The organism is Mycobacterium avium subsp. avium (assembly GCF_009741445.1).
In the GTDB taxonomy this organism is placed as follows: domain Bacteria; phylum Actinomycetota; class Actinomycetes; order Mycobacteriales; family Mycobacteriaceae; genus Mycobacterium; species Mycobacterium avium.
In genome coordinates this window covers 1829206-1842194 of sequence record NZ_CP046507.1, presented here as the reverse complement: position 1 = coordinate 1842194, position 12989 = coordinate 1829206, and the positions used below count along the sequence as shown (strand labels likewise).

Sequence of the window (12989 nt, the reverse complement as noted above, 5' to 3'; positions counted from 1 at the left end):
CCCCGCCTCGCCGAACGTCGAATCAGCTCTCAGGGGTAATCGAATTGGTTAGCTGACGGGCACGTGGCGGCTAAGGAAGTCGAGCTGGTCGGTGACGTTGCGTTCGAAGTCCGCACCGACGTAGATGTCGAAATGGCCTGCGTCGTAGAGCTTGATCTCGCCGCGCGGTGCCTGGGCGGCGTACTTCTGGGTCGCCTTGGCGGGGGCGACAGTGTCGTTCGCACAGATGGCGAACAAGATCGGGCATGACACCTTGCGGGCTTGACGTCCCGGGAAGTGCCGGATGATGTCGAGCGCGAAGCGGGCGGCCACCTCCTTCGGTACGTGCTGCCCTTCGGGGATCAGCGCGGACACGCCGGCGACGCTGTCGGGAGAGGACATCAGCGAAGCCGATCCGGGCGGGCCGTAGGACGGCACCATCACCGGCGGACGTCCGAGCCGGGCGCCGATGGCATCGCGCACGGCGAGGGCGGTGACCTTGACCGAACTCACCGGTGGTATGGCGAATGAGGAGGCGAACCCGTCGGTGAATGGGCACTGCGAGATCGCGGCGGCGATGCGCTTGTCCTGGGCGGCGGTGATTATGGTGTGGCCGCCGCCAAAGGAGGTGCCCCACACCACGACTCGGTCGGGGTCGATGCCATCGAGGGTCCGCGCGTAGGCGACGGCCGAGCGCCAGTCCTGCAGTTGCTTGTCGATGTCGAGCAGTTGGCGCGGTTCGCCGGAACTCGCGCCGAAGTGGCGGTAGTCGAAGACCAGGCAGACGTAGCCGGCAGCGGTGAACCGCTCCGCGAAGGCATCCAGCCGCATCTCTTTGACCCCCGCAAGGCCGTGCGCCATCACGATCACGGGCCGTCGATCGTCTGCGGAGTGCGAGGAGGGTGTGTAGAGCCAGGCGGCACAGGTGCCGTCGGCCGAGGTAAAAGTGATGTCGCTTCGGGTCATGACGCCCACAGTAATGGAAGGAATACAAACATTGGAAGGTCATCCAACTATTGCATGGGTTACAGTTCTGGTGTGAACGCCGCCGCTCCTGCACCTGCGCCGATGACCCGCACCCAGCAGCGCGCTGCCGAAAATCGCCGTACGGTCATCGACGCTGCGCGGGAGATCATCGCGACCCAGGGCGTCGAGGCCCTCACTCTTGAGGCCGTCGCCGAAAAGGCCGACGTGGTTGTGCAGACCATCTACAACCGCGTCGGCGGGCGCTCCGCTCTACTGACCGCAGTGGCCGAACAGGCACTCGAACAGAGTCGCGTCTACATGGATCCGGCCTACGAGGCGGACGGCACCGTGGAAGAGCGAATGATGTTGGCGGCCAACGCCTATGCGCGTTTTGCGCGCGAAAGGCCACACGAGTTCCGGATTTTGGTCGAGCCGCCGAACGAACCCGAGGCTGTCGCACGCATCGCCGAGCTCACCCGTGCCCAGAACGCACGCCTCACTGCGGTGCTCCGCGAAGGCATGGCCGCCGGTCTCATTCGCGCAGACCTCGATCCCGACGACGTCACCACTGCACTGTGGGCAACCTTCAACGGTCTACTGGCACTGGCCTGGCGTCCCGGGGGCCTTCAGGAAAGCCCCGAAACCATCGACCGCCTTCTTGCCGCGTACATCGCCACGGTGAGTGACGGCCTGCGAACTCGCTGATGCCAAAACCATTGGAATCCCGTTCGGTGCCACCTGCCGGAACCGTCGAATGGCGCTACCAAAGCAGCCGCTGAGTCCTGCGGATCTACGGCCGCAACGTAAAGCCGGTACGGTGCGGCAGCCGATCCAATAGACAGGACGATCGCACGGAATACGGTGGAATCGAATATGCAAGGTTACCAGTCAAGCCCGTCGTATTGCATGGCGAATCAGAGCCCGCCCCCCTGCCGTCGCCGAACTGCTCGGCTACAGCCACAAAGTCACCCAACGCCACGCCGAGCTTGCCGCCCAATCCGCTTGCGCGGTTAGGGCGCTGTCGCGCCCGCCCGCGTGGAATCCGACTGAACCAGTTCGCCTCCCGCCCCGTGGTTCGGGCGTGCGCGAGGCTCGCCACAACAGTTGCGCACGCCACCAGCCCATGGGTGAATTGCTTCCGCCGATTCGTTCCCGGGCTGCGCGGCTAGCCCCGAAAATGCGGAAGAGGACGGTGGGCATGGAGCCCGTTGAGCAGGATGGCCAAGAGGACGAAACACCAGGCGACACCGAGCGTCGCCGCCGCTTCACGCTGACTCGGCGGAACGCATTGCTCGGCATGGGCGCGGTTGCCGGATTCGCCGCGGTGGACGTCGGCGGGTTCGCCTACGCGGGCGGGTGGCTGCGCCCCGACTCCCCGCTTACGCCGCCGCGGTTCGCCGATCGCTTCGAGCACGTCTACGGCCGCCACGACGGGTTCCGGCGAAATCACGCCAAGGGCCTCAGCGCTACCGGGTCGTTCACGAGCACCGGCGCGGGCGCGGCGATCTGCCGGGCGGCGGTCTTCCGGGCGGGCACCGTCCCGGTCGTCGGCCGGTTTTCGCTAGGCGGGGGCCTGCCGGACCAGGCGGACAAGCCCGAGACTGTCCGCGGCCTCGGGCTGTTGTTCGACGCGGGTGGCCAGCAATGGCGCACCGCCATGGTCAACGTGCCGGTCTTCACCGATAGCACGCCGGAGGGGTTTTACGAGCGCCTGCTCGCGTCCAAACCCGTGTCCTCAACCGGGAAGCCCGACCCGCAGAAGATGGCCGCGTTTCTCGATCGTCACCCCGAGACGGCCGCGGCGATGAAAATCATCAAGCAGTCGCCGCCGAGTGCCGGGTTTGCAGACACCACGTTCTACGGGCTCAACGCCTTCTTGTTCACCAACAGCGCCGGCGCCACCGTTCCGGTGCGGTGGTCGGTAGTTCCGCAGGACGGCGGCGTGGCCGGCGCATCGGGGCCGACGCGTGGCAAGGACTTTCTTTTCGACGACCTGATCCGCACGCTGGCCCAGCGGCCGCTGAAGTGGCGGCTGATGCTGACGGTGGGTGAGCCCGGCGATCCCACCCACGATGCCACCAAGCCGTGGCCGCGATCCCGGCGCACCGTCGACGCCGGCACCGTCACCATCACCGCGGTGCACACCGAGGAAGAGGGCAACGCGCGCGACATCAACTTCGACCCGCTGGTGCTGCCCGACGGCATCACGCCGTCCGACGATCCGTTGCCCGCGGCGAGGTCGGCCGTGTACGCGCGGTCCTTCACCCGTCGCGCCGAGGAGCCCAAGTCGCCCAGCGAGGTCAACGTGACGCGGGTGCTGCCATGACCAGCGAGACAAACGAAAAAACCACGGCCCCAATGCGATTCGCCCTCCCGTCGCGCATCCTGCACTGGCTGATGGCGCCGATGGTCATCGGGCAGCTGCTCATCGGGGTGGTCATGATCACATCGTTGACCTACTATCCGCTGCTGCTGGCCATCCACCGGCCGCTGGGCGCCTTGATCCTGGCGTTTGCGGTGGTGCGCTTGGCGAACCGGTTCACCCATCGGCTGCCGCCCTTCCTTGCCACGATGGGCCCCGTAGAACGCCGCGTCGCGACATGGTCGGAGTACCTGCTCTATGCCCTGCTGCTAGCCCAGCCCTTGATCGGGTGGGCGATGCTGTCGGCGGCGCGGTTCCCGGTCGTCTTGGTGGGACCCGTGCATCTGCCCGGCATCGCACCGCACAACGTCGACGTCTATGCGGCGCTGCGCCAAGCCCACAACGTCGGCGCCTTCCTGCTTTTCCTGACCTTCACGGCCCACGTCTGCGCGGTCCTCTTTCATACGCTCGGCCTGCGCGACCGGCTCCTCGATCGCATGGCGCTGTGGCCCACCAAGCCCGTCGCCTCGCGGCAGGACGAATTCAAGGCGTGACGGCCCGGCCTCGATGCCCTCAACACCTCATCGCCGGCCGAGTTAGTGCGCCAAAAGGGGCGACCTCTCCCCCTCCAGGCAAAAGCACGGGACCCCGAAGATGGCGACCATCGCGAGTAGTTGAGCGCGATGATCAACGAGCCCCATGGTGTGTGAACGTAAACAGGCCACGGGGCGCCCAATTAGGCCGTCCTCGATCTCCATTACCTCGACGAAGTCCATCTGTTCGCCCTCTGGCGTGATCCGGTCGGGGGTACTCCCACGTCGCGCGCCGGCCGTCGGTGAAAAAGCCGGCGCGGTGATAGGCCCGCAGCTCAGGAGTGCGCGCTACTACCTCGGCCGACCGCCGAGCGTGGAGTTGTTGGCGTCGAAATGGCCGATTCGGCACAACAACTCGACGTTCGGCGTCAGGGTCCGAGGTGCCGCTCGGCGAGCTTGGCGAACGTCGCACCAGCCGGTTGCGGTCCCAGGTGCGGCGGCCAGCGTAGGACTTCGGTCCCCTGTGACGCACAAGACATAGTTAGTTGGATTAACCATTTCGTCCGTGCGGGTAGACGAGATGGCATGAACGCGAAACTTTCGAAGCTCACACCAGTTCTCTTCGCCGGTGTCGCTGCCGCAGGAATCGCAGTCGCACCCTCCGCTTTCGCCGATCCGGAACCCCCGCCGCCGGCCCCTCCGGCTCCCGGTTGCTATAACCCTGACGGCACTCCCTGCACGCCGTCGGCGGGCCCGCAGGGAGCCGGTGCCGAAATTCCGGGCGGCCCAGGGGCGTTGGCGCGCTCCGATGGCCACGTCTCGGCCGGAATCCCCGGTGGCCCCTGGGCTAAAGCGGGGCCGGGTGGAGGAATCGCGTGCGTACCAGGCGGTCCGTGCCGAACCATCACCTTGCCTGGATAACGCTTCATTCACTTCACGTTCGGCGCGAGGGGCGACTGTCGGGTCACCCCTTGCGCCGAACTCGTCTGAAGGTGCGTTCGGACCGTTGACGCTGGGACTAGGCAAAACCTACAAACCGCTCGCAACCGCTGAAAAGCGCCTCACCGTGCGCGGTCGAGCGGATCCGGTCCTTAACTCAGTGTCAAGATCGTGCCCACGGCGACGCTGATCACCACCATGATGGACACCAAGATCACCGTTATCGACGCACCCACGATCTCTTCTTCCGTGAGGCGCCAGCGGGGTTTGTCGGCAAGAACGGTGCGCCTTTGGGGCGCAAACGCGTTCATTGCCGCGACCGCCAAAAGAAGATCGTCCGCGTCGTCCGCATCCTTTTCGATTGCCTCGTGCGCGGCTAATGCGGTCGTCATATGAACCCCCAGGATTGCGGTCGCCAATAGGCGTTATCTCGTATCTCCACGCTAAGAGTGCGAGATCAAGATTGCGGCAACGCTCCTTAACGGTCGCAGCACAACGTCCATGCTCTAGGAGCAATGGACCATGCGCAGCGCTTGACGTCTCGCCGCCGAGTCCACGCCGCGATCAGCCGCACCGGCAGGTGCTCGTGTCGGTGAATCGCCCGTCGACTGGCCCACGCGAATCGCGTCGCTGCCAATTGTGTTGCGATGACAGCTACTTGGTCCGCCGATAAACCGAAGTAGATCTCACCGTTTTGGGTCGGGATGAGCTCGCCGGGCATTTGTTGGGGAGCGAGAGTGATCGGCACGTCGGCGGCCGACAGCAGGAACTGGATGCCGTCGATTGCCTTGTCGACCGAGCCGCTCGGTCCGTCGCCGGTGGGCGGCCGCCACAGAATGCTCCTGGCCTGTTGCGGATCAGCGATCACCTGCGCCAGCTCGACGCCGGTCAACTTGGTAAAGGTCACCGCTGTTTGGCCTTTCTCTGGCCGGCCGGTATCCGATCAAGACTAAAGCCAGCCGCGGGCGCGGCGGCTGAGAAAAGGCAAACGCGTGCTTGGGTCATCCCTGTCCGGCACCTTCCGCGACGGTGAAGTAGTCGCCGTGCTCGAGGTCTTCCAGCAGCGTGTGGTGGCTCGGGTTCCAGCCGAGCAGCGCGCGGGTGCGCGCACTGGAAGCCGGCACGTCAGCGGCGAACACCGAGCTCAGCGCCGCGCTCCCGAAATGTGCTGGCGCGTCGTCTAATTCGACCGACACGACCGGCAGATCAAGCTTTCGACCGATCTTTTCGGCGATGTCCCGCAGCGGCACACCGCTTTCCGCCGTTCCGTGCAGCGCAGTTCCGGCCGGCGCCTTCTCCAGTGCAAGCCGAAACAGGGTTGCCGCATCGAGACGGTGGACCGCGGGCCACCGGTTGGTCCCGTCCCCGATATACGCCGAGACACCCGTTTTGCGGGCGGTCGCCACCAACATCGCCACGAACCCGTAATCACCCGGGCCGTGCACAGTCGGGGCGAGCCGGATCACGCTCGAACGCACTCCCCGCTCGGCGTACCCCAGACATGCCCGCTCGCCGGGGATCCGGTACGCGGCGAACGCGTCGGGGTCGGGCGCGTCCGTCTCCTCGCTCACCCGTCCCGGAGTCATCACCATGGTCCCGGACGTTGACACGAACGGTTTGCCGGTCCCGGCCAACACGGCCCCCATGGCCTCGATCGCATCGACGTCGCGTTTGGTGATGCCGGACAAATCGCCGGAGTCCCCACCGATAGCCATATGGATGACGCCGTCGGCGGCTGCCGCGCCCTCGCGCAGCCGGTCGAGATCGTCGAGCGAACCCGCGAACGGCTCTGCTCCCAGGCGAGCCAGGCGATCTGCCGAGGTGGCCGAGCGGGCCAACCCGGTGACCCGGTGCCCCGCAGACAGTAGCTCCGATACGACGGCGGGCCCGGTCAGGCCCGAGAGCCTCCAGTGACGAACACGTGCACGAGATTCCCCCTCGAAGCTAAGTGGAGCGCGTTCCGATTAGCTGACGAGAGTACATAACCGGAACGTGTTCCGCTAGAGTGGCCCGCGTGGCTCAACCCGTTCGCAGCGACGCGGCGCGCAATCGCGAGGCGCTCATCGAGGTCGCGACCAGGTTGTTCGCCGCGGCCGCCGGCGGCGACGAGCCCTCGCTGCGGTTGATCGCCCGCGAGGCCGGTGTCGGGGTCGGCACATTGTTCCGCCACTTCCCCACTCGCGAGGCATTGGTCGAAGCCGTGTACCAGGACCAGGTGCGTCGCCTGACCGAAGGCGCCGATCAGCTGCTGGCGAATCATCCACCCGCGCAGGCCATGCGCCGCTGGATGGATCTGTTCACCGACTGGTTGGCCACCAAGCACGGCATGCTCGGCACCCTGCGGGCGATGATCAATAACGAGCAACTCGGCTCTGGTCACACCCGCATCGAGTTGCTGGCCGCCATCGACAAGATCCTCGCGGCCGGTCGCGCCGCGGGTGACATCGGCGACCACATCAGCTCCGAAGACGTCGCGGCCGGCCTCATCGGCATCTTCACGGTGGCCCCGACCGGCGGCAACAGCGAGCAAGCCACCCGGTTACTCGACATCTTCATGAACGGACTCTCGGCACCCCAGTCGACCGTGCGCACTACGACAAGCACGACGGACAACCCGTAGCCCACGCGGGATCGAGCCCGATCGAAACGCACGCCAGCAAATGCCAGGGTTTGAAATTCCACGCTTTGGATAGACCTCGCTTCAACTGCCGCTCCCCGGATAGCGGCACATCAGGAAGGGAGCCCGACGTGGCGTTCTCACACATTGCATCGAAAACGACGGCAGCGACGGCCGCGCTGGCGGCGGCCGGACTCCTCGCCGCGGCCCCGGCATTCGCCGATCCGCAAGTCCTGCAATTCGGCCAGATGGCAGAGATTTCCAGCAACGGTGGCACCATCGACTACACCGTGAGCAACCTGCAACCCAGCGGCCACAACGACGGCGTGTGGTACTCCGACGTCACGGCCAAGGGTGTCAGTGGTAACGCGGTTCCCAACATTGCCGACTTCAACGCGCGGGCCGTCAACAGCTCCACGTTCGCGGTGATGAAGGGCAACCAGACCGACGGCCTTCCCGAGGGGCCACTGCCCCTGGGCACCCCCGTCACGGGACGCCTTTACTTCGACGTGCGCAACGGCACGAACCCCGACAGCGTCGTCTACCGGGACGCCGGAGGCACGGACAAGGTGGTCTGGAAGAGCTAGCCGGTCCGGTGAACGCCTGATTCGGGCTACAGCCCGGACGGCACAACCTTGCCGTTGACCGTCACCGCGACCTGGTCGGTCTTCGGGTTGTATTGGATCGTGCCGTGCTCGAAGTTCGACACGAGCACATCGCCGACGGAGCGCTGGTCGCTGACGGGCAATCCCAGCGGACCTGCCGAACCGTTGGTGCCGGTGATCTCGGGCGTGCCGTCCGCGCCGCGTGGCACATTCCAGGCCTCCCGGATCTTGCCCAGGGTGATATAGGCGGGCGTTCCGGGCGCGTCGTTCTTGGCGGTGATCACGCCGCCCTCGAACTGCTGGAACACCACGCCGCTCTCCCGTTTCCCCGCGTTGCGGTCACCCGTCAGTGGCTTGCCGAGAGCCTTCTTCTGATCGTCGGTGGCTGACGCGTACTTGGCAGCGATCGGGCCGGTCAGCGTCACCTCGACGTTGCTCTCCCCGATGAGCTTCACCTCGGTGGGCTGCGCCGGGTTCGCCGACGTGGAGGTGGCGCTCGCTGCCGCGTGGGGCGGTGCCGACGCGTCGACGCTCTTGCCATTGCTGCATCCCACGGTGATCAGCGCGACGGCGGCCAGGCCGACGACTGCCGAACGGCGGTGTGCGGTCGTTTTCACGGGGTTCCTCTCGCGTCGTCCGATGGAGTGGGTCAAGGTGCGGCCGACCTCCTCGCCGGCGGTCTTCATCGCTCCGAACGAACTTACGCCGCTAGCACTGGCAACAAGCCAGAGCACCCGAGTAAACCTCAGCGCTGCTCGCCGGGTACCCGCTGCACGAGATTCGTTTCTTCAGCCCTTGTCATGATTCCTCGGCCAGCCGCCGGTGGTAGGCGGCGCGGGCGTCGGGGTCGGCGCCGCTGACGAGCCGGTCGAACCGGACGGCGTGCGCGACGGCAAAGCGCGGCGTGTCGGGCAGCAGCGAGACGGACTTGAGCAGGGCGCCGAGGGTGGCCGGCACGGTCTTGCGTGGCTTGTCTTTGCTGACGGCGGCGACGATACCGGCGGCGACGTCCTCGGGCTCGGCGGTGGCCAGTGGCCTGGCCCAGCCGGGAACCTTTGTGCCCGCGGATAATTCGGTATTGATGATGCCCGGAAGCACCAGGCTGACCCCGACGCGGTGCGGGCGCAGTTCGCGGTGCAGCGATTCGGTGAAGCCGACCACGAAATGCTTTGTGCCGCAATAGGTCGCCATTCCCGGCTCACCGGTGACGCCGGCCAGCGACGCGATGTTGACGATGTGTCCCGCTCCCCTGGGCACGAACCGCGCTGCCGCCAGCCGAGACCCGTTGAGCACCCCGTAGACGTTGACGTCGATCATGCGGCGGCTCATGGTCGGCGATTCGTCGACGAACGGGCCGGTCGGCATGATGCCGGCATTGTTGACCAGCACGTCGAGCCGACCCAGCCGGGCCTCGACGTCGTCCAGAAACGCGGCGAACGAGGCGGGATCGCTGACATCGAGCGGCAGCCCGACCACCGCCGGATCGCCGCCGAGTTCGACGGCCTGTTTCTCGGCGAGTTCGGTGTCGAGGTCACCGAGGGCGACCTTGGCGCCTTCGGCCAGAACCGCTTTCGCCGTCGCCAGCCCGATGCCGCGTGCGCCGCCGGTGATCGCGACCACCTTGTCCGTCAGATCCACCGGAACCGCCCTCCATACGCGGCCGCGAGTTCGTCGGCGCGCCGGCGGAACGCATCGGCGCCGCCCGGATAGCCGGTGGCGAACTGGCGCACTCCGCCGGTCCACGGCGGGTAGCCGATGCCGAAGATCGAGCCGACGTTGGCGTCCGGGTCGGAGCTGATGACGCCGTCGTCGTAGGCCTTCTGCGTTTCGATCGCCTGGATGAACAGGTAGCGGTCCTGCAGGTCGTCGAACGGAACCGACAGTGCGCGTGTGGTGTTGAATGCCGTTCGCAGACCGTCCCACAACCCGGCGCGGGTGCCGTCGGCGTAGTCGTAGAAACCCGCGCCGCCCTGCTTGCCGTTGCGGTCGAAAGTGTCCATCAGCGTGGTGACCACCTCGGCGGCCACGCGCACCGACTCGTCGAGCGGGAGGCCGTCGGCTGCGGCCGCCTGCACCGTCTCATCCATGATCTTGCGGATGGTGCCGAAGCTGAGCTCGTCGGCTACCTGTAGCGGCCCGGCCGGGTAGCCGGCCTGAAGCGCCGCCTGTTCGATGGTGGCAGGGTCGATGCCTTCGGCGAGCATGTTGAAGGCCTCGAGCAGGTAGGTGGAGAACACCCGGGTGGTGAAAAATCCGCGGCCGTCGTTGACCACGATGGGGTACTTCTTGATGGCCAGCGTGTAGTCGATGACCCGGGCCAGGGTCTCGTCGGATGTCTTTGCGCCGCGGATGATCTCGATCGGGTCCATCTTTTCCACCGGTGAGAAGAAGTGGATGCCGATGAAGTTCTCCGGGCGACTCACCCCGGCGGCCAGGTCGGTGATCGGCAGCGACGAGGTGTTGGAGCCCAGCACGGCGCCGGGTTCGACGATGTTCTCGATCTCGGCGAACACCTTGTTCTTCAGCTCGGTGTTTTCGAATACCGCCTCGATCACGAAATCCACGCCGGCGAAGTCGGCGGCGTCGGCGGTCGGGGTGATGCGGTCCAGCAGTGCCTGCGACTTCGCCTCGGTGGTACGGCCTTTCGCCAATGCCTTCTGCTCGAGGTTTTCCGAGTAAGCCTTGCCCTTGCGGGCCGCCTGCAGCGTGATGTCTTTGAGGACGACGTCGATGCCGGCTTTCGCTGTCACATACGCGATCCCGGCGCCCATCATGCCCGCACCCAGGATGCCGACCTTGTTGATCGTGCGCTCGGGGACGTCGGCGGGGCGCGACGTGCCGCCCTGCACGGCCTGCAAATCGAAGAAGAACGCCTGAATCATGTTCTTGGCGATCGGGCCGGTGACCAGGTGCACGAAGTAGCGGGTCTCGATGACCTGGGCGGTGTCGAAGTCGACCTGGGCCCCTTCGAGTGCGGCCGCCATGATTGCTCGCGGCGCCGGCATCCTCGAGCCCTTGAGCTGCTTGCGCAAGTTGGCCGGAAACGCCGGCAGGTTGGCCGCAAACGCCGACGTGGCCGGGCCGCCACCGGGAATCTCGAAACCCGGGACATCCCACGGCTGCACATGCTTGTCCGGGTTGGCCAGGATCCACGTCTTGGCGGCTGGCACCAATTCCTCGACCGACTCGACCAGTTCGTCGACCAGTCCTACCTGTTGGGCCTTGGCCGGCTTGAACCGGTTGCCGGTCAACAACACCTGCATCAGTGCGTTTTGGATGCCGAGCAGCCGCACGCTGCGCGCCACGCCGCCGGCTCCGGGTAGCACACCCAGCATCACTTCGGGCAGGCCGATCACGCTGCCCGCCACGTCGGCCGCGATGCGGTGATGGGTCGCCAGCGCCAGCTCCAGCCCGCCGCCCAACGCGGCGCCGTTGATCGCGGCGACGACCGGTTTGCCCAGCGTCTCCAGCCGACGCAGATCACGTTTGATCGCCGTGGAGCCGTCGAACAGCTGCTGCGCGTGCTCGGGTCCGGCGCTGCGGATCTGGGTCAGATCGGCGCCGGCGAAAAACGTGGACTTGCCCGAGGTGATCACCACACCGGTGGTCTCGTCGACCTCGGCCTCGAGCCGGTCGATCATCGCGCCCATCTGCTCGACGTAGGCATCGGTGAGCATATTGGCGCCGTTGTCAAGGTCGTCGATCGTCAGCGTGACGATCCCGTCGGCGTCCTTGTCCCAGCCAATAATGCTGTCACTCAATTGAACTCAAACCCTTTCGATGATGGTCGCCACGCCCATGCCGCCGGCGACGCACAGCGTGATCAGGCCGTAGCGTCCACCCCGCCGCTCCAGCTCGTCGAGGACGGTGCCCAGCAGCATCGCGCCGGTGGCACCGAGCGGATGGCCCATCGCGATAGCACCGCCGTTGACGTTGTACTTCTGGTCCGGGATGCCGAAATACTGTTGGATCTTGATGGCGATGGCCGCGAAGGCCTCGTTCATCTCGAACAGGTCGATGTCGTCGATGGTCAGGCCGGCAAGGTCAAGTGCTTTGCGCACGGCCGGGATTGGGCCGCCGAACATCAGCACCGGGTCGGCGCCGCTGGTGGCCGCGGACACGATGCGCGCCCGCGGGGTCAGACCGGATGCCGCGCCGGCCTGCTCGCTACCGACCAGCACCAGCGAGGCGCCGTCCACAATGCCCGAGCTGTTGCCGCCGGTGTGCACGTGGTTGATCGCTTCGACCCAGTGGTAGCGCTGCATCGCGACGGCGTCGAAACCACCGAATTCGCCGATTCCGGCGAACGCGGGCGCCAACTTGGCCAGCTCCTCCACCGTGCTGTCCGGCCGCATGTGCTCGTCGTGATCCAGGATGGTCAACCCGTTGATATCGCGCACCGGCACAACCGATTTCGCGAAGTAGCCGCCCGACCACGCCTCGGCGGCGCGCCGCTGCGAACGCACCGCGTAGGCGTCGACGTCCTCGCGGGTGTACCCCTCGATGGTGGCCAGCAGGTCGGCGGCCACCCCCTGGGGGATGAAGTAGTTGTCGTAGGCGGTCGCCGCGTCGTAAGCCATCGCCCCTCGGTCGCTGCCCATCTCGACCCGCGACATCGACTCCACCCCACCGGCGATCACCAACTCGTCGAAACCCGAGCGCACCGCCTTGGCCGCGACGTTGACGGCGTCCAGGCCCGACCCGCAGAACCGGTTGAGCTGCACCCCGCCCACGGTGTCGGGCAGCCCGGCCACGGTGACCGCCGTGCGCGCGATGTCCATGCCCTGATCGCCCACCGGGGTGACGACGCCGAGCACGACGTCGGAGATGCGGTCCTCGTCGAGGTCCGGAAAGCGGCGGCGCAGCTCGTCGATCAGCCCGACCACCAAGGAGATCGGCTTCACGGAATGCAGCGCGCCGCTGGCTCTGCCCTTGCCCCGCGGGGTGCGGATTCCCTCGTAGATGTATGCCTCAGTCAATTCAACGTC

At 66.4% G+C, this 12989-nt stretch carries 12 protein-coding genes and 1 pseudogene; 5 read left to right on the top strand and 8 right to left on the bottom strand.

What is annotated here, in order from left to right:
- Positions 1-48: 48 nt before the first annotated feature.
- Positions 49-945 carry an alpha/beta hydrolase gene (locus tag MAA44156_RS08550; RefSeq protein ID WP_196770373.1) on the bottom strand — a complete coding sequence of 299 codons (897 nt, stop codon included), beginning with the start codon at positions 943-945 and terminating at the stop codon, positions 49-51.
- Positions 946-1047: 102 nt separating this feature from the next.
- Between MAA44156_RS08550 and MAA44156_RS08545 the strand changes: the two genes are divergently transcribed.
- The 3 genes from MAA44156_RS08545 (at position 1048) to MAA44156_RS08535 (ending at position 3861) form a co-directional block, all read left to right on the top strand.
- Positions 1048-1650 carry a TetR/AcrR family transcriptional regulator gene (locus MAA44156_RS08545; protein WP_009976783.1) on the top strand — a complete coding sequence of 201 codons (603 nt, stop codon included), beginning with the start codon at positions 1048-1050 and terminating at the stop codon, positions 1648-1650.
- Between the two features lie 493 nt (positions 1651-2143).
- Positions 2144-3271 carry a catalase family peroxidase gene (locus tag MAA44156_RS08540; protein WP_276208823.1) on the top strand — a complete coding sequence of 376 codons (1128 nt, stop codon included), beginning with the start codon at positions 2144-2146 and terminating at the stop codon, positions 3269-3271.
- 32 nt (positions 3272-3303) lie between these two features.
- Positions 3304-3861 (top strand): cytochrome b, encoded by a 558-nt coding sequence (locus MAA44156_RS08535; RefSeq protein WP_009976785.1) that lies wholly within the window; start codon positions 3304-3306, stop codon positions 3859-3861.
- Between the two features lie 1070 nt (positions 3862-4931).
- Here the strand turns inward: MAA44156_RS08535 and MAA44156_RS08530 are convergent.
- The 3 genes and pseudogenes from MAA44156_RS08530 to MAA44156_RS08520 all read right to left on the bottom strand — a co-directional run bounded on the left by MAA44156_RS08530 (position 4932) and on the right by MAA44156_RS08520 (position 6706).
- Positions 4932-5171, bottom strand: a complete 240-nt coding sequence (locus MAA44156_RS08530) for a hypothetical protein (RefSeq protein ID WP_003876708.1) — start codon at positions 5169-5171, stop codon at positions 4932-4934.
- Positions 5172-5257: 86 nt separating this feature from the next.
- Positions 5258-5686 carry a DUF1877 family protein gene (locus MAA44156_RS08525; RefSeq protein WP_009976787.1) on the bottom strand — a complete coding sequence of 143 codons (429 nt, stop codon included), beginning with the start codon at positions 5684-5686 and terminating at the stop codon, positions 5258-5260.
- A 94-nt stretch (positions 5687-5780) separates the two neighbouring features.
- A pseudogene (locus MAA44156_RS08520) lies at positions 5781-6706 on the bottom strand (SDR family oxidoreductase).
- Positions 6707-6784: 78 nt separating this feature from the next.
- Here MAA44156_RS08520 and MAA44156_RS08515 point away from each other — a divergent pair.
- Positions 6785-7399, top strand: coding sequence for a TetR/AcrR family transcriptional regulator (locus MAA44156_RS08515; protein WP_009976790.1), 615 nt, complete (start codon positions 6785-6787; stop codon positions 7397-7399).
- A gap of 128 nt (positions 7400-7527) precedes the next feature.
- Entirely contained in the window at positions 7528-7983 is a 456-nt protein-coding gene (locus tag MAA44156_RS08510; protein ID WP_003876705.1) for an MPT63 family protein, read from the top strand.
- 26 nt (positions 7984-8009) lie between these two features.
- On the opposite strand, the gene MAA44156_RS08505 is transcribed toward MAA44156_RS08510, so the two are convergent.
- From MAA44156_RS08505 to MAA44156_RS08490, 4 genes are all read right to left on the bottom strand, one after another.
- Positions 8010-8618 (bottom strand): LGFP repeat-containing protein, encoded by a 609-nt coding sequence (locus MAA44156_RS08505; RefSeq protein ID WP_029248481.1) that lies wholly within the window; start codon positions 8616-8618, stop codon positions 8010-8012.
- A gap of 181 nt (positions 8619-8799) precedes the next feature.
- On the bottom strand, positions 8800-9639 hold the full coding sequence (locus MAA44156_RS08500) for an SDR family oxidoreductase (protein ID WP_009976793.1): 840 nt from the start codon (positions 9637-9639) through the stop codon (positions 8800-8802).
- Complete coding sequence (locus MAA44156_RS08495) at positions 9630-11762, bottom strand: 3-hydroxyacyl-CoA dehydrogenase NAD-binding domain-containing protein (RefSeq protein ID WP_009976795.1); 2133 nt, start codon at positions 11760-11762, stop codon at positions 9630-9632. The genes MAA44156_RS08500 and MAA44156_RS08495 overlap by 10 nt, the downstream gene beginning before the upstream one ends.
- Before the next feature lie 6 nt (positions 11763-11768).
- On the bottom strand, positions 11769-12980 hold the full coding sequence (locus tag MAA44156_RS08490) for an acetyl-CoA C-acetyltransferase (RefSeq protein ID WP_009976797.1): 1212 nt from the start codon (positions 12978-12980) through the stop codon (positions 11769-11771).
- Positions 12981-12989 lie beyond the last annotated feature (9 nt).